At 62.1% G+C, this 17,593-nt stretch carries 13 protein-coding genes; 2 read left to right on the forward strand and 11 right to left on the reverse strand.

Annotation, left to right across the window (positions count from 1 at the left end; genetic code table 11):
- Positions 1-85: 85 nt before the first annotated feature.
- The 8 genes from fdhA to J3P76_RS23400 form a co-directional block, all read right to left on the reverse strand.
- Positions 86-1,285 (reverse strand): formaldehyde dehydrogenase, glutathione-independent, encoded by a 1,200-nt coding sequence (fdhA, locus tag J3P76_RS23365; protein ID WP_039590652.1) that lies wholly within the window; start codon positions 1,283-1,285, stop codon positions 86-88.
- Between the two features lie 227 nt (positions 1,286-1,512).
- Entirely contained in the window at positions 1,513-2,370 is an 858-nt protein-coding gene (purU, locus tag J3P76_RS23370; protein ID WP_420764933.1) for a formyltetrahydrofolate deformylase, read from the reverse strand.
- Between the two features lie 174 nt (positions 2,371-2,544).
- Entirely contained in the window at positions 2,545-3,177 is a 633-nt protein-coding gene (locus J3P76_RS23375; RefSeq protein ID WP_420764934.1) for a sarcosine oxidase subunit gamma, read from the reverse strand.
- 146 nt (positions 3,178-3,323) lie between these two features.
- Entirely contained in the window at positions 3,324-6,341 is a 3,018-nt protein-coding gene (locus J3P76_RS23380; RefSeq protein ID WP_434701294.1) for a sarcosine oxidase subunit alpha, read from the reverse strand.
- Entirely contained in the window at positions 6,338-6,667 is a 330-nt protein-coding gene (locus J3P76_RS23385) for a sarcosine oxidase subunit delta (RefSeq protein WP_434561923.1), read from the reverse strand. Before J3P76_RS23385 ends, J3P76_RS23380 begins: the two co-directional genes overlap by 4 nt.
- A gap of 14 nt (positions 6,668-6,681) precedes the next feature.
- Positions 6,682-7,932: a sarcosine oxidase subunit beta gene (locus tag J3P76_RS23390; RefSeq protein WP_030139293.1), complete on the reverse strand. Its 1,251-nt coding sequence runs from the start codon at positions 7,930-7,932 to the stop codon at positions 6,682-6,684.
- Between the two features lie 22 nt (positions 7,933-7,954).
- On the reverse strand, positions 7,955-9,208 hold the full coding sequence (glyA, locus tag J3P76_RS23395; RefSeq protein ID WP_420764937.1) for a serine hydroxymethyltransferase: 1,254 nt from the start codon (positions 9,206-9,208) through the stop codon (positions 7,955-7,957).
- Positions 9,209-9,399: 191 nt separating this feature from the next.
- Positions 9,400-10,110: a TraX family protein gene (locus tag J3P76_RS23400; RefSeq protein WP_420764938.1), complete on the reverse strand. Its 711-nt coding sequence runs from the start codon at positions 10,108-10,110 to the stop codon at positions 9,400-9,402.
- Between the two features lie 193 nt (positions 10,111-10,303).
- Here J3P76_RS23400 and J3P76_RS23405 point away from each other — a divergent pair, with 193 nt between their 5' ends.
- Positions 10,304-11,344, forward strand: a complete 1,041-nt coding sequence (locus tag J3P76_RS23405) for a low specificity L-threonine aldolase (protein ID WP_434561919.1) — start codon at positions 10,304-10,306, stop codon at positions 11,342-11,344.
- Between the two features lie 172 nt (positions 11,345-11,516).
- Here J3P76_RS23405 and gbcB read toward each other — a convergent pair whose 3' ends face one another.
- Positions 11,517-12,617: a glycine-betaine demethylase subunit GbcB gene (gene gbcB, locus J3P76_RS23410; protein ID WP_434561917.1), complete on the reverse strand. Its 1,101-nt coding sequence runs from the start codon at positions 12,615-12,617 to the stop codon at positions 11,517-11,519.
- 284 nt (positions 12,618-12,901) lie between these two features.
- Here gbcB and gbcA point away from each other — a divergent pair, with 284 nt between their 5' ends.
- A complete protein-coding gene (gbcA, locus tag J3P76_RS23415) occupies positions 12,902-14,197 on the forward strand; it encodes a glycine-betaine demethylase subunit GbcA (protein ID WP_434561915.1) in 1,296 nt (431 codons plus the stop codon).
- Positions 14,198-14,312: 115 nt separating this feature from the next.
- Here gbcA and J3P76_RS23420 read toward each other — a convergent pair whose 3' ends face one another.
- The gene (locus tag J3P76_RS23420; protein ID WP_420764942.1) at positions 14,313-15,557 is read right to left on the reverse strand and encodes a metallophosphoesterase; all 1,245 of its coding nucleotides are present in this window, start codon (positions 15,555-15,557) and stop codon (positions 14,313-14,315) included.
- Positions 15,558-15,584: 27 nt separating this feature from the next.
- The gene (locus tag J3P76_RS23425) at positions 15,585-17,453 is read right to left on the reverse strand and encodes a hypothetical protein (RefSeq protein WP_420764943.1); all 1,869 of its coding nucleotides are present in this window, start codon (positions 17,451-17,453) and stop codon (positions 15,585-15,587) included.
- Positions 17,454-17,593 lie beyond the last annotated feature (140 nt).

A 17,593-nucleotide genomic window follows, 5' to 3' on the forward strand; every position in this document is an offset into this window, starting at 1 on the left:
ATTCTGCGAACGGGTCCTGACACCGCAGGGTCCTGAATAAAAAGGGCGACACCACTGCCGCCCTTTTTCCGTCTTGCCTACAACCTTACGCCGCGCTGAACAACTTGTGCGGATCGATCACAAACTTCTTCGGCACGCCCGCATCGAACTCGCCATACCCCTTCGGCGCGTCGTCCAGGCTGATGACCTGCACACCCACGATTTCGGCAATGTTGATACGGTCCCACATGATCGCCTGCATCAGTTGGCGATTGTATTTCATCACCGGGGTCTGGCCGGTGTGGAAGCTGTGGGATTTAGCCCAGCCCAAGCCGAAGCGGATGCTCAGACTGCCCATTTTCGCTGCGGCATCGACCGCGCCCGGGTCTTCGGTGACGTACAGGCCGGGGATGCCGATCTTGCCAGCGACGCGGACCACGCCCATCAATGAGTTGAGCACGGTGGCCGGGGCTTCGTGCTTGACGCCGTCATGGCCATGGCCGCGAGCTTCGAAGCCTACAGCGTCGACCGCGCAGTCGACTTCAGGCTCGCCCAGCAGCGCGGCGATCTGCTCATGCAGCGGAGTGTCCTGGGACAGGTCGGCAATTTCGAAGCCCTGGGCCTTGGCGTGGGCCAGGCGGACCGGATTCACGTCGCCGATGATGACCACGGCCGCGCCCAACAGGCGAGCGGACGCAGCGGCCGCCAGGCCAACCGGACCGGCACCGGCGATGTAGACGGTGCTGCCCGGGCCAACGCCGGCGGTGACGGCGCCGTGGTAGCCGGTGGGCAGGATGTCGGACAGGCAGGTCAGGTCACGGATTTTCTCCATGGCCTTGTCACGATCCGGCAGTTTCAGCAGGTTGAAATCGGCGTACGGCACCAGCACGTATTCGGCTTGGCCGCCGGTCCAGTCGCCCATGTCGACGTAACCGTAGGCACCGCCGGCACGGGCCGGGTTGACGGTCAGGCAGACGCCGGTGTGCATTTCCTTGCAGGAACGGCAGCGCCCGCAGGCCACGTTGAACGGTACCGATACCAGGTCGCCGATTTTCAGGTTCTCGACGTCGCTGCCCTTCTCGATCACTTCACCGGTGATCTCATGGCCCAGGACCAGCCCGGTCTGGGCGGTGGTACGACCGCGCACCATATGTTGGTCGGAGCCGCAGATGTTGGTGGAGACTACGCGCAGGATGACGCCGTGCTCGATCTTCCTGCCGCGCGGGTCCTGCATTTTGGGATAGTCGATTTTCTGTACTTCGACCTTGCCGTTGCCGAGATACACGACACCACGATTACCGGACATGCTTTCACCTCGCTGTTGTTTTTATGAAACTGCGCTGCCCAGGCAGGCAGCGCGTTGATTGCTCGGGTTGGTGCTTGTGGCTTGTTTCTGTGTTGTCTGTAAGGGCCTCTTCGCGAGCAGGCTCGCTCCCACAGTGGATCGTGGGTGTCAGCAGGATCTGTAGAACGACACGGATCCTGTGGGAGCGAGCCTGCTCGCGAATGGGTTGCGAAGCGGCCCAAAAAAATCTAAAGAACAACCGTGCGATTGGCGTTCAAGAACACCCTTCGCTCAATGTGATACCCCACCGCCCGGGCCAAGGTGAGCCCTTCGATATCCCTGCCCTTGGCAATCAAATCTTCGGGGTAGTGGCTGTGGTCCACCACTTCCACGCCTTGGGCAATGATCGGCCCTTCGTCCAGATCGTTGTTGATGTAATGCGCCGTGGCGCCCACCAGCTTCACGCCTTTGTTGTAGGCCTGGTGATACGGCTTGGCACCCTTGAACCCCGGCAGCAACGAGTGATGGATGTTGATCGCCTTGCCATCAAGCTTGCGGCACAACTCTGGCGACAGCACTTGCATGTAGCGGGCGAGGATCACCAGTTCGGCGCCGGTGTCTTCGATCACCTGCCACACCTGCCGCTCCTGGGCCGGTTTGTCGTTCGGGTCAAGGGGGAAATGGTAGTAGGGAATCTGGTGCCAGTCGGCCAACGGCTTGAGGTCTGGGTGGTTGGACACCACGGCCACTACGTCCATCGACAACTGGCCGATGCGCTGGCGGTAGAGCAAGTCGTTGAGGCAGTGATCGGCCTTGGAGACCATGATCACCACTTTGGGTCGATAGTTGGGCGGGGTCAGTTCGAAGACCATGCCAAAGGCTTCGGCACGCTCGGCCAGGCCGGCGCGGAAACTCTGCTCATCGAAACCGTCAGGCTGGCGAAACTCCACGCGAATGAAGAAGCGCGCCGAGAGTCGGTCGTCGAACGAGTGGTGTTCGGTGACGTAGCAGCCCTGCTCGAACAGAAAGCGGGTCACCGCGTCCACCGTGCCGAGCACGCTGGGGCAATCGGCAGTCAGGATCCATGTGTCTGGGGCGCGGCTCATTGCGGTGACTCCTGTTCAAATTAGCGAAGCGACACAAAACCCGTGGCGAGGGAGCTTGCTCCCGCTCGGCCGGGCTGGCGCTCCAGTGCGTAGCAACCGCCAAAAAGCGAGGACCGCTACGCGCCCCAGCGGGAGCAAGCTCCCTCGCCACAAAAGCCGTGTCGGCTTTAATCCTTACGCCTGCACGCTCAACCCATACTCCGCCGCGGCATCCTGCAACCACAGCCACCAGTAGTCGGAGAAGCTGCGGCGGATCACCAGTTCCCAGGTGTCTTCAGCCGTATGGCGGATCACCAGTTGCGACTTGGCGAACACCGTGCCCACGGCTTTGCCCACCGGGAAATTGCTTGGGTGTACATCGTAGCTGGTGGATTTCATCAGCACGTCGCGCACGTTCGGGCCGGACAGTTCGAGGATCTGCTGGCCGCCGCTGACATTGACGATCTGGATGTGCAGGTCGCCGAGGGCTTCACGCAGCTTTTGCTCGGCGGCGAACTCCTCGCCGGTGGGCACCACCAGCAGCCATTCATCCGGGCCGAGCCATTGCAGGCTGGTTTCGCCCTTGATGACGACGGTCAGCGCGGCCGGCAATTCCAGGCCCAGGGCCTTGTGCACGCCAGCGGCGAACGCTGGGTCATGGCCGTCGCCACGAATGGTCAGGTGGCCCAGGAGTTTTTTCTCGCGCACGGTCACGCCGGCGTTCTTGCGACCCTTGCCCACCTGGCTTGCGAGGTCGGCATGGTGCAGCGACGACTCGGCCTTGGCCCCGGTGGTTGGGCGTTGTTGGTACACGTTGACTGCGGTCATATGGAGCACCTGTCTGAATACTATTGAGCCAACCTTGTGGCGACCTTCAGGCCGTCATCGCGAGCAAGCTCGCTCCCACAAGGGTTACGCGATCAACTGTGGGAGCGAGCTTGCTCGCGATTGCGCCCCACAGGATCTCAAGCCAATCAGATGTTCTGCCGATCCCCCTTCGGATCGAAGAACACCGAAGAAACGATCTCTGCCTCGATCACCCGGCCGTCGGCCAATGGCGCGAACACCCGCTCGCCCAGGCGCTTCAAGCCACCCTTGACCACACCCATCGCAAACGAATAACCCAGAGAGTTATGCGCATAGCTGGAGGTGACGTGGCCGACCATCGACATCGGGATCGCCTGCTTGGGGTTGAACACCAGCTGGGCGCCTTCCGGCAGCCAGACATTCGGGTCGATCGGCTTGAGCCCCACCAGTTGCTTGCGATTTTCGCGCACGCAATCTTCGCGATTCATCCCGCGCCAGCCGATCCAAGAGAACGGCTTGGTGCGGCCGACGCACCAGCCCATGTTCAGGTCGTCCGGGGTCATCGAACCGTCGGTGTCCTGACCGACGATGATGAAGCCTTTCTCAGCCCGCAAGACGTGCATGGTCTCGGTGCCGTACGGGGTCAGGTTGTATTTCTTGCCGGCCTCGACGATCTGCTCGAGCACACCCATGGCGTAGTCGGCCTGCACGTTGATCTCGTATGACAGCTCACCGGTGAACGAGATACGGAACACCCGCGCCGGCACGCCGCCCACCAGGCCTTCCTTCCAGGTCATGAACGGGAAGCCGTCCTTGTCCAGGTCGATGTCGGTGACTTCGCTCAGCAGCTTGCGGCTGTTGGGCCCCGACAGGGTCATGGTTGCCCAGTGGTCGGTGACCGAGGTGAAGTACACCTTCAAGTCCGGCCATTCGGTCTGCTGGTAGATCTCCAGCCATTGCAGCACACGAGCCGCGCCGCCAGTGGTGGTGGTCATCAGGAAATGGTTGTCCGCCAGACAGGCTGTCACGCCGTCGTCGAAGACCATGCCGTCTTCCTTGCACATCAGGCCGTAGCGGGCCTTGCCCACGTCGAGCTTGGTCCAGGCATTGGTGTAGATGCGGTTGAGGAACTCACGGGCATCCGGGCCCTGGATATCGATCTTGCCCAGGGTCGAGGCGTCCAGCAGGCCGACGCTGTCGCGCACGGCCTTGCATTCGCGCTTGACTGCGGCGTGCATGTCTTCGCCGTTCTTCGGGAAGTACCAAGGGCGCTTCCATTGGCCGACGTCTTCGAACTCAGCACCGTTTTTTACATGCCAGGCATGCAGCGCGGTGAAGCGCACCGGCTCGAAAATGTGCCCGCAGTGACGGCCGGCCACCGCGCCGAAAGTCACCGGCGTGTAGTTCGGACGGAACATGGTGGTGCCCATCTGCGGGATGCTCACGTTCAGCGAACGGGCCGCGATGGCCAGGCCGTTGACGTTGCCCAGCTTGCCTTGGTCAGTGCCGAAGCCCAGGGCGGTGTAACGCTTGACGTGTTCCACCGACTCGAAGCCTTCGCGGGTGGCGAGTTCGATGGCGGCGGCGGTGACGTCGTTTTGCAGGTCGACGAATTGCTTCGGCGCCCGAGCGGTGGTTTTTTCGTGGGGCACCTGGAACAGCGCCAGGGTCGGTTCTTCGTGACGGCTCAGGGCTTTGGGCAACACGCCCTCCACTGCCTTGAAACCCGCTTCGCTGGCCGCGCGCACGCCGCCTTCGAAACCGTCGGCCAAGCTATCGCCGAGGCTGTACACGCCATTTACACCGCCGACGCACACCCGTTTCTGCGGAGCTTCGCCCGGTACGAAACCGAGGATGTCTTCACGCCAGATCGGCTTGCCGCCCAGGTGCGAAGCCAGGTGGACCACCGGGCTGTAGCCGCCGGAGCTCGCCACCAGGTCGCAGTCCAGCCATTCGCCGGGGCTGGTGACTGTATGGGCGCGCACATCGATCGCGGCAACCCGTGCCCCGGTGACGCGCTTGCTGCCACGGGCTTCGATCACGGCGCTGCCGGTAAGGATGCGGATGCCCTTGGCGCGGGCTTCTTCCACCAGTGCGCCACGTGGGTTGCTGCGGGCATCGGCCACGGCAACCACTTGCAGGCCGGCGTCGAACCAGTCCAGGGCCACGCGATAGGCGTGGTCATTGTTGGTGCTCAGGACCAGTTTCTTGCCCGGCGCCACGCCGTAGCGGCGGATGTAAGTAGAAACCGCGCCAGCCAGCATGTTGCCCGGCACGTCGTTGTTGCCGTAGACCAATGGCCGCTCGCAGGCGCCGGTCGCCAGCACCACGCGCTTGGCACGGACACGGTTGATGCGCTGGCGAACCTGGCCGATCGGAGCGCGATCACCCAGGTGATCGGTGAGGCGCTCATGGATGGTCAGGAAGTTATGGTCGTGGTAGCCGTTCACCGTGGCGCGATGCAGCAACACCACTTCCGGCATCGAGCGCAGTTCAGCCACCGCGGCAGCGACCCACTCGGTCGCCGGCTTGCCGTCCAGACTCTCGCGGGAATCGAGCAGGCTGCCACCGAACTCTTCCTGCTCGTCAGCCAGGATCACGCGCGCACCGCTGCGGGCCGCGGCCAGTGCGGCGGCCAGACCAGCAGGGCCGGCGCCGACGATCAGCACGTCGCAGTGACGGTTCATGTAGTCGTAGGTGTCCGGATCGTTCTCGGTCGGCGAGCGACCCAACCCTGCGGCCTTGCGGATGTACTTCTCGTAGGTCATCCAGAACGATTGCGGGTACATGAAGGTTTTGTAGTAGAAGCCCGGCGGCATCAGCTTGCCGCCGACCTTGCCGAGGATCCCCATCATGTCGTTGTTCACGTTCGGCCAGCCGTTGGTGCTGGTGGCGACCAGGCCTTGGTACAGCGCTTGTTGCGTGGCCCTTACGTTCGGAATCTGGGTGGCTTCGGTGGCACCGATCTGCAGCACCGCGTTCGGCTCTTCGGCGCCGGCGGCGAAAATGCCGCGCGGACGGGAATACTTGAAGCTGCGACCGATGATGTCGACACCGTTGGCCAGCAGCGCGGCGGCCAGGGAGTCGCCCTCGAAGCCTTTGTAGGTCTGGCCGTTGAAGGTGAAGCTCAGCACTTTGTTACGGTCGATCCGTCCGCCGTTGGACAGGCGATTGATCTGGCTCATACCTTCTCTCCCAGAGCCTGCGCGGCCGCTTTCGGACTGTCAGCCTTGTCGGTGAATTGCGGCTTTTGACCGATCTTGTAGGTTTCGAGAATTTCGTAGGTCACGGTGTCACGGGTCGCGTTGAAGTACTGGCGGCAACCGGCGGCATGGATCCACAACTCGTGATGCAGGCCGCGAGGGTTGTCGCGGAAGAACATGTAGTCGCCCCACTCCTCGTCGGTGCAGGCGTTCGGGTCCAGTGGACGCGGGATATGCGCCTGGCCGGATGCATGGAATTCCTCTTCGGAGCGCAGTTCGCCGCAGTGAGGACAGAAGATGTGCAACATGGGGATTTCTCCTGTTAGTGGGCGACGGCAGCAGCGCCGTGTTCGTCAATGAGTGCGCCGTTGTGGAAACGGTCGATGGAAAACGGCGCGGCCAGCGGGTGCATTTCACCCTTGGCCAGGCTTGCGGCAAACACGTTGCCCGAGCCAGGTGTGGCCTTGAAACCACCGGTGCCCCAACCGCAGTTGAAGAACATGTTCGGCACCGGGGTCTTGGAGATGATCGGGCAGGCGTCCGGGGTGGTGTCGACGATGCCGCCCCACTGGCGGTTCATGCGCACCCGCGAGAGCACCGGGAACATTTCGACGATGGCCTGGATGGTGTGCTCGATCACCGGGTACGAACCACGCTGGCCGTAGCCGTTGTAGCCGTCGATACCGGCGCCGATCACCAGGTCGCCCTTGTCGGACTGGCTGATGTAGCCGTGTACGGCGTTGGACATGATCACGCTGTCGATGATCGGCTTGATCGGCTCCGATACCAACGCTTGCAATGGATGGGACTCAACCGGCAGGCGGAAGCCCGCGAGCTTGGCCATATGCCCGGAGTTACCGGCGGTCACCACGCCGACGCGCTTGGCGCCGATGAAGCCCTTGTTGGTTTCGACGCCGATGCACACGCCGTTTTCCTTGCGGAAACCGATCACTTCGGTCTGCTGGATCAGGTCCACGCCCAACGCGTCCGCCGCCCGGGCAAAGCCCCAGGCCACGGCATCGTGACGGGCCACGCCGCCGCGACGCTGGACGGTGGCGCCCATCACCGGGTAGCGGGTGTTTTTCGAGCAATCCAGGTATGGGATTTCGTCGGCCACTTGCTTGGCGTTGAGCAGCTCGCCGTCCACGCCGTTGAGGCGGTTGGCGCTGACGCGACGCTCGGAATCACGGATGTCCTGCAGGGTATGGCACAGGTTGTAGACGCCACGCTGGGAAAACATGACGTTGTAGTTCAGGTCCTGGGACAGGCCTTCCCAGAGTTTCATCGCATGTTCGTACAGGTGGGCCGACTCGTCCCACAGGTAGTTGGAGCGCACGATGGTGGTGTTGCGCGCGGTGTTACCGCCGCCCAGCCAGCCCTTCTCGACCACGGCCACGTTGGTGATGCCGTGCTCCTTGGCCAGGTAGTAGGCGGTCGCCAGGCCATGCCCGCCACCGCCGACGATGACCACGTCATAAACCTTTTTCGGCGTCGGCGTGCGCCACATCCGCTGCCAGTTTTCATGGTGGCTGAGTGAGTGTTTGAAGAGGCCGAAGCCCGAATAGCGTTGCATAGTCATTTACTCCAAAACCGACTCAGCGATAAACCGGGAAGTCCGCGCACAGGGCCGCCACTTGCTGCGCGACATTGGCCTCGACATCGGCATCGCCGAGGTTGTCGAGGATGTCGCAGATCCAACCGGCCAGCGTGACGCACTGGCTGACCTTGAAACCGCGCGTGGTCACCGCCGGGGTACCGATACGCAGGCCCGAGGTCACGAACGGCGATTGCGGGTCGTTCGGCACGGCGTTCTTGTTGACGGTGATGTGGGCGCGGCCCAGGGCGGCGTCGGCGTCCTTGCCCGTCAGGCCCTGGCGAATCAGGCTGACCAGGAACAGGTGATTATCGGTGCCGCCGGATACCACATCGTAGCCACGCTTGATGAACACGCCAGCCATGGCCTGGGCGTTTTCGATCACTTGCTGTTGATAGGCCTTGAAACCTGGTTCCAGGGCCTCCTTGAAGCACACGGCCTTGCCGGCGATCACGTGCATCAGCGGGCCGCCCTGGGCGCCGGGGAATACCGCGGCGTTGAGCTTCTTCTCGATTTCTTCGTTGGACTTGGCCAGGATCAGACCGCCACGGGGACCGCGCAGGGTCTTGTGGGTGGTGGTGGTGACCACGTCGGCGTACGGCAGTGGGTTTGGGTACAGGCCGGCGGCAACCAGGCCAGCGACGTGGGCCATGTCGACGAACAGCAGCGCACCGACCTTGTCGGCGATCTGGCGGAAGCGTGGAAAATCCAGGGTCTTGGAGTAGGCAGAGAAACCGGCAACGATCATCTTCGGCTTGCACTCGACCGCCAGGCGCTCGACTTCGTCGTAGTCGATCAGGCCGGTGGTGGTGTCGATGCCGTATTGCACCGCGTTGTAGAGTTTGCCTGAGGACGACACTTTCGCACCGTGAGTCAGGTGACCGCCGTGGGCCAGGCTCATGCCCAGGATGGTGTCACCGGCTTGCAGCAGGGCCAGGTAGACGGCGCTGTTGGCCGACGAACCGGAGTGGGGCTGGACGTTGGCGTAATCGGCGCCGAACAACTGCTTGGCGCGCTCGATGGCCAGGGCCTCGACCTTGTCGACGTGCTCGCAGCCACCGTAGTAGCGCTTGCCCGGATAGCCTTCGGCGTATTTGTTGGTCAAGCCGCTGCCCTGGGCCTGCATCACACGCTTGCTGGTGTAGTTCTCGGACGCGATCAGTTCGATGTGGTCTTCCTGGCGTTGCTCCTCGGCATTCATCGCCGCCAGCAGTGCATCATCGTAGCCTTGGATTTGGTCTTGCTTGCTGAACATCGCGTCTCTCCCAGCGGCGGCGGTGCGCCTTTCGTCTCGGTGAGGCACGGACCGTTTCGGTCGTGCCCTTTGGATGCGATGGTATGGCCGGCGCAGGCAGGTCAAATGCCTATGGACGCCACGCAAAGGTGCGTTTACGACATGGGATCAAATGGAATCGAACACCTTCCCTTGTGGTGAGAGAACAAGGGTTATGCAAAGGCTTGGCGAACCGCGAGCAACAGCAGAAAGTGCGCGGGATAGAGCAGATAGGCCCAACGTCGCATCGGCACCGGATGAAAACGACCCGCGTGTCGCAAAAGCACCAGGCCCAGCCCTGGCGCGATCAGGCAAGCCACCAACCCCCACAACGCCACCGCATCCCCCAGCCACGCGGCGCCATACAGCACCCGCCATTGATTGGCCGCCACGCACACCAGTCCCGGCAGCAAGGCCAGAAACAGCGAGCGCTTGAACGCCAGCAATGTCGCCAGTGGCAGCAGCACCCCATAGAAGCCAAACATCAACCGCGACGAAAACAGCGCCGCCAGCAGCAACGCCATCGCGGCCAGGCATCGCGCTTCCAAGGTGGGCGTCTGCCAACAACGCGCTACCAATAACCCAAGCACCAACGTAGGCATGACATTCAAGGTGGCGGGGGCGGGAATGAACAAGCGGTAGGGAATTTCGCTGACGGCGCTGAACAGCAACAGCCAGCCCAGGTAGCGCCACGCATCGGTGCCGGCGGCGCCGCCGCTGCGCGCCAGGTTTGCCGCCATCGCCAGGCAGAACCACGGAAACGCCAACCTCCCCGGCACATACAGCCAATCGACGGAAAAACCGACATATCGCAGATGATCGAGGACCATCGACAACAGTGCCAGCCACTTGAGCAGGTCCAGGGCGCCGTCGCGTCGACTCATGTGCGTCGCGGCCCTGGGGCTTTGTGATTTTCTGACAGAAACATCCCGTATGTTCCCCCGCTAATCTTGGGTAAAGTGCGCACCAACATAGACCACGGCGTTGCGCACTCAAGCACGCCGGACCAAGGAACCCCCATCCGGGAATTCCGCCAGGGATCTCTTACCCAGGACTCTCTAATCAAGGAGCACGGCCATGACCGACAAGAGTCAACAATTTGCCAGCGACAACTATTCCGGCATCTGCCCTGAAGCCTGGGCGGCCATGGAAGAAGCCAACCAGGGCCACCAGCGCGCCTACGGCGACGACGAGTGGACCCATCGCGCGGCGGATGATTTCCGTGCCTTGTTCGAAACCGACTGCGAAGTGTTCTTCGCGTTCAACGGCACGGCGGCCAACTCCTTGGCGCTGTCCTCACTGTGCCAGAGTTATCACAGCGTGATCTGCTCGGAAACCGCCCACGTCGAGACCGACGAATGTGGCGCGCCGGAATTCTTCTCCAACGGCTCCAAGCTGCTGGTGGCACGCACCGAGAACGGCAAGCTGACGCCCGACTCGATCCGCGAGGTCGCCCTCAAGCGCCAGGATATCCACTACCCCAAGCCGCGCGTCGTGACCCTGACCCAGGCCACGGAAGTGGGCAGTGTCTACACGCCGGAGGAAATCCGCGCCATCAGCGTCACCTGCAAGGAGCTGGGCCTGAACCTGCACATGGACGGCGCGCGATTCTCCAACGCCTGCGCCTTCCTCGGCTGCACCCCGGCCGACCTGACCTGGAAGGCCGGCGTGGACGTGTTGTGCTTCGGCGGGACGAAAAACGGCATGGCGGTGGGCGAAGCAATTCTGTTCTTCAACCACGACCTGGCCGAAGACTTCGACTACCGCTGCAAACAGGCCGGGCAACTGGCGTCGAAAATGCGCTTCCTGTCCGCGCCCTGGGTCGGCCTGCTGCAAAACGACGCCTGGCTCAAGCACGCCCGCCACGCCAACCGCTGCGCGCAATTGCTGGCGGAGCTGGTCAGCGACATCGAGGGCGTGGAACTGATGTTCCCGGTCCAGGCCAACGGGGTGTTCCTGCAACTCTCGGAGCCGGCTATCGCCGCGCTGACGGCCAAGGGCTGGCGCTTCTACACCTTCATCGGCAAGGGCGGCGCACGCTTCATGTGCTCGTGGGATACAGAAGAGGCGCGGGTGCGGGAATTGGCGGCGGATATTCGGGAAGTGATGGCCGCCTGAAGCAACGACCCATCGCTTCAGGCTTTTTGAGCTTTTGTGGCGAGGGAGCTCGCTCCCGCTGGGCTGCGCAGCAGCCCCATGCGGTCTATCAGGTAGTCCCCACCTACCAGATGACGACTGCTGCGCAGCCGAGCGGGAGCAAGCTCCCTCGCCACAGAGGGCCCGCCGCGATTTAAAACTCGATCCGCACATCCCCCTTCGGCACGCTGCAGCACGACAGGATATAACCCTCGGCCTCGTCGTCCTCGGTGATCCCGCCGTTGTGCTCCATCTCCACTTCCCCGCCCAGCTTCAACACCTTGCAAGTGCCGCAGATGCCCATGCCACAAGCCTTGGGGATCATCAGGCCGAGCTTGGCGGCGGCCGCGTGGACGGTTTCGCCCGGTGCTACGCCGATGCTCTTGCCGGAGGCGACGAATTCCACCTGGTGCAGGTCCGCCTGGTCAACTTCCGGTGCGTCAGCGGCCTGTTCGGCCTGTTCCACCGCATCGGCGCGGGCTTCCGGTGGCGTGGCGCCAAAGGATTCCTCGTGATAACGCTTCATGTCATAGCCGGCGGCTTCCAGCAGGCGCTTGACCGCACTCATGTACGGCGTCGGGCCGCAGCAGAACACTTCGCGCTCGAGGAAATCGGGCACCATCAATTCCAGCATCTTGTGATTCAAGTATCCGCGGTACCCGGCCCACGGCTCGCCCAGGCCATGTTTTTCGCAGATCAGGTGCAAGCTGAAGTTGTCGATCCGCGACGCCATGTGCTCCAGCTCGCGGTGGTAGATGATGTCCTTGGGCGAGCGAGCGCTGTGGACGAAGGTCATGTCGACGTTGGCGTTGGTATCGTAGAACCAACGCGCCATGGACATGCACGGCGTAATTCCCACGCCACCGCTGAGGTAAAGCACTTTCGGACTCGGGAAATCGATGGCGTTGAACAGCCCCACCGGCCCGTGCACCGCCAGTTCCTGGCCCTCGTGCAGCGTATCGTGCAGCCAGTTGGAAACCTTGCCCCCCGGCACGCGCTTGATGGTCACCGAGAAGCTGTAGGGCACCGACGGCGAACTGGAAATGGTGTAGGAACGCATGATCGGCTGGCCTTCGATTTCCAGCTCCAGGGTGACAAATTGCCCGGGCTTGAAAAAGAACATGATCGGCTGGTCGGCCATGAAACAGAATGTGCGCACATCCCAGGTTTCCTGGATGACTTTGACGCAACGAACGATATGTCGGCCATTGGCCCAGGTCTGGGTGGTGACCGGGTTCAGGAAATTATTGGACATGCTGATCTCCACGGCCGACTGTCGGCCTTAATGATGGCGATTGTGCTTAGGCGCCTGTACCGCCATTTACCTATCTGCGACATTCACATACTTATCGCGACCAGCCCCCAACTACCGGGGCTTGCGCGTCGGGAACAGATTGGGCCATGTCGCCCATGGATAAGATTGCGCCCCTGCGCGGCCCCACACTCGCCCCAACAGACAATCACAAATTTCTGCCTTGCGTAGCACAACCGATCAGCCACTTTTTTGATGGTCTCGTAGAGGACCATGAGGACAAAACGATGGACGTCACCACCACCCTGAGCCTGGGCGATCCGCTGGAACCCGCACGCAAGGCCACCGCGCAGATGCTGCAAGAGCGCGAGCGCACCTTTTCGCTGCCGCAGCCGTTCTACTCCGATGAGCGCCTGTTCGATATCGACATGCAGGAAATTTTCCAGAAGGAATGGTTGATCGCCGGCATGACCTGCGAAATCCCGGCCAAGGGCAACTACCTGACGCTGCAGATCGGCAAGAACCCGATCATTGTGATTCGCGGCGCCGAGGGCGTGGTGCATGCCTTCCATAACGTCTGCCGCCACCGTGGTTCGCGGCTGTGCACCAGCGACAAGGGCAAGGTCGCCAAACTGGTCTGCCATTACCACCAGTGGACCTACGAACTGGACGGTCGCCTGCTGTTCGCCGGCACCGAGATGGGTGCCGACTTCGACATGAAGCAGTACGGCCTCAAGCCGGTGAACGTGAAGACCGCCGGCGGCTACATCTTCATCAGCCTGGCCGAGAACCCACCGGCCATCGATGATTTCCTGTCGACCCTGAACCACTACATGGAACCCTACGACATGGAGAACACCAAGGTGGCGGTGCAAACCACCTTGATGGAAAAGGCCAACTGGAAACTGGTGCTGGAGAACAACCGCGAGTGCTACCACTGCAACGCCTCGCACCCTGAACTGCTAAAAACCTTGCTGGAATGGGACGACGTCACCGACCCACGCGCCGACCAGGCGTTCAAGGACCACGTGGCCGCTTCCGCCGCCGCCTGGGAAGCCGAGAAGATCCCTTACGCCCACGCCAGCTTCGGCCTGCGCAACCGCATCGTGCGCATGCCGCTGCTCAAGGGCACCGTGTCGATGACCATGGACGGCAAGCAGGGCTGCGCCAAGCTGATGGGCCGCATCAAGAACCCGGACCTGGGCTCGATGCGCATCCTGCACCTGCCGCACTCGTGGAACCACTGCATGGGCGACCACATCATCGTGTTCACCGTGTGGCCGATCAGCGCCCAGGAAACCATGGTCACCACCAAGTGGCTGGTGCACAAGGACGCGGTCGAAGGCGTCGACTACGACGTAGAGCGCATGCGCCAGGTCTGGGACGCCACCAACGACCAGGACCGTCGCCTGGCCGAGGAAAACCAGCGCGGCATCAACTCCACCGCCTACCAGCCGGGCCCGTACTCCAAGACCTATGAGTTCGGCGTGGTGAATTTCGTGGATTGGTACAGCGAGCGCTTGCTCAACAACCTGGGGGCTGAACCTGCGCCGTACCTCAAGGGCGTTCCGGTCCAGGGCTAAGTCAGAAGCATCATCGGATCGCCGCCGGAGCAAGCTCGCTCCCACAGGTTCTGTGACCGACACAGAACCCTTGTGGGAGCGAGCCTGCTCGCGATAGCGGCCTGACATTCACCGACTACCTGGAAGACCACCGCACACTGCCATCCTCCCCATAAAACGTCTCGACAATCTCCTCCCCCCTCAGCTGAACCTTCACATACCCATTCAACACCCGCTCCGGATACGTCTCGTCCCCCGCCAGTTCAGTTTCCGACCATAACACCCGGGCATGCCCGTTCAACTCGCTGGTGGTGCCATAGGGAATCGCCCCGTGCCCGGCGCAGCGCGCATGCAGCCCACCTTGGGGTGCGTAACAGATGCCATTGTGCAAATGGCCCCAATACCAATAATCCGGCTCGCGCCCCAGGGCGTCGCAGACCGGTTGATAAAGCGCGGTCTTGTTGTGCCCTGAAATGTCGAAGCCTTGGTGATGACTGAGCACCATGAGCTTCTTGCGCTTGGGCAGGGTTTTCATCCACTCGATCTGCTGGGTGTTGAGGGTGCCGTCCATGTACAGGTTCATTGCGTCCGAAGCGTAGGCACTGTCGAGCCCGACCACCAGCCAGTCGTCGTTGTACAAGGCGAAATAACTGGTGCCCTGTTGCACCGGAAAACGCGACGCCAGCTCCTTGAAGTAGCCATGGGCGCCGCTGTACATCTCATGGTTGGAGTTGAGGGTGAACGACCCATGCTTGCCCTGCGGCCACCCGGCCATGTCGACATCTTCCTGGGAATGCGTGCCGGCGTAGTAGACATCGCCCAGGTGGATGGTGAAGTCAGCCTGGGCCAGTTGCATCTGGTTGGCGACGGCCACCGCGGGTGCGTGACTGTCGAACGGCCCGGTGCCCCAGTCGCCTGCGATGGCGAGCACCACGTCGTTGTCCATTTTCACCAGCGCCGGGGTGGTGGCGAACGTCGCGTGGTGGCGCAGGTTTTCAATCCATTTGAGCAGCGCCTCGCTCCACAGCAGGTCCAGCAATTCCCATTTGCGGCACCCCAGCAAGGTGCCGTCCTTGAGTACTCGGGTGCGCAGTTCGTCTTCACTTTGCGGCAAGGCGCTGGCGTTGCCGATCTTCAGGATCGACAAGCCATGAGCGAGCTCCCAGGGCACGGCCGGCTCATCGTCCGGCAGATCGCCGTGATCGATGACGTGCCGGGCCTGGTCATGGCCTCGCTGCAGCAGCTTGACGATGGCCTGGAATTCCTCCGGTTCAAGATCGTTGACGAGTTTTTTCCAGGACATTTCCAGCCGCGTGACCAACCCATGCAGGCGGACCTTGACCTTGTCGAACTCATGTTCCCAATGATGCAGTAATGACATGTGGACGCTCCTTCGTTGTGCCCTGGGCTACAGGGTCTTCATGAATTCGATCAGGGCCCGCTTGTCGACGTCCGACAGTTGCGTGCCATACAGGTGACCGCCGTTGTGATTGCCTTCCAGGCGGGTGTCGTATTTGAAGTCAGCCGACGCCTTCATCTGCGCGCCGCTGGTGATGAAGCCGACCTTCTGCGGATCGTAGATATCGGAGCCGGTGTAAAAGACCTGCGGACGCTGCTCCGGCGCTTGCAGCAAATCCCACAAGGTCGGCACCGAACCGTTGTGCAGGTACGGCGCACGCAACCAGATGCCGTCGGTGGGCGTGTTGCTGTAGCTCTGGGTCTTGCGGTAGGCGCCAAAGTCGAACGGTGGTTTCTTGAAGCCGTGGAACGCGCTCACCAGGCCGGTGGTAAAGGAGTTCAGGCGATGGGGATCGGTGCCCAACTGGTCGATATTGGTGGTGACTTGCCCGGTATCGCTGCGCCCGAAATCGTGGCAACCGGCGCAGTTTTGATCCCAGATCGGCTTGCCCTGGGCAACTTTCCCTTGGTCCAGGGCGAACGGCCACGCCGGCGCCTTGTGGCCAAGCAGCCAGTTGGTCACGCGGTTGAAACTAGGCGGCAGTACCGATCCCGGCGTCGCGCCCACGGCCATGGCGGCGGCGTAGTTGCGTTCGTGGATCTTGTTGTTATTGCCGTCCCAGTGCAGGTACATGGACTCGCGAGGTTTCTGGTTCCACACCTGGGGCAAGTCCACGGTGCCGATGGTGGAGTCATCCGGGAAGCCAAAGACCACCATCTTGGTCGGGTTGAAGGTGTCGGTCCGCCCTGGCCCCTGGGCCGGACGCAGCTTCTGCCAGGCATAGGCCTGCTTCTGCTTGAGCAACGCGCTTTTTGCCATTGGGATGATCAGGTAGCGGTTGTAGAGCTTTTCGAAAAAGCCCAGCTGGAACTTGCCGTTGATCGCCGCCATGACGGCGTCGGGGGTGAATTTCGGGTCGCTGGCACACTCGTAGGCGAACCATTGGAAGGCTTGCAGTTGCAGGGTATTGGCCGGCGCGGCGGCGACGGGCACCGCGACATCGGAGGCATTGGCCCGATACGAACCGGTATGGCACAGGGCGCAGTTCGGCTCCACGGTGGGGTAGCCGAGCTGCCGCTTGGCCATGCCGATGGGCAGGTCGTTGCCATTTTCATAGAGAAAACCGAACACCTCGTAGCCGCCTGGCTTGGGCATTTTTTCCGGACACATCTGCGGCAGCACGGCGAACAGGTAATAGGGAATCCGCGCCTCGATGCCCAGGCCGATGGCGGCGTATTTGTAGTGATCTTCATCGGATGCAAAGTCCGGTTGCGGCACCTCCCGGATCATCTGGTACCAGGTCTGGTAGCCGATGAAACCCAACAACAAGACCACCACCAACGTGCCGACCCTGAACGCGTGGCTCTGCCAGCGCAGCGCCCAGCCGGCGCGCCACTCGCGCCAACCGGCCTGGAGCAAGGCCAGCGGACGGTTGGCCACCGGGCTGCCCAGGTAAAGCAGCACGCCCAGGATCAGGAACATGCTCAGGTCGCCCATCAACATCGGCACGAACAACGAGCCCTGGTTGTTGGTGTTGATCAGGTAGATCCAGAACACCACCGCCACCAGCCGCGACAGCACGCACAACCACGAATGCACCACGAAACGCGGCGCGTTGAAGCCCGAAGGCATGTAGAACAGGCTGATCCCCACCAGCAACATGCCGGTGTTCTCCAACCAGGGATCGGACAGCACGGGCGGCAGGCCAAGCATGGACGTCAGCAACGCCGGCGCGAACAGCGCCGGGATCGCGAAGACCATGTTCATGACGATGCCGATCCAGATGATGCGTTGGAACCAGCGGATGTGAGCGTTCATGGCATCCTTTTCCTTATTCTTGACTCACCACAAAACCCATGTGGCGTGGGAGCTTGCTCCCGCTGGGCCGCGTAGCGGCCCCCAAGACTTCAAAAGCGACGACTGCTTCGCAGCCGAGCGGGAGCAAGCTCCCTCGCCAC

The sequence above is a fragment of the Pseudomonas sp. D1-36 genome (genome assembly GCF_051132205.1).
Classification (GTDB): Bacteria; Pseudomonadota; Gammaproteobacteria; order Pseudomonadales; family Pseudomonadaceae; genus Aquipseudomonas.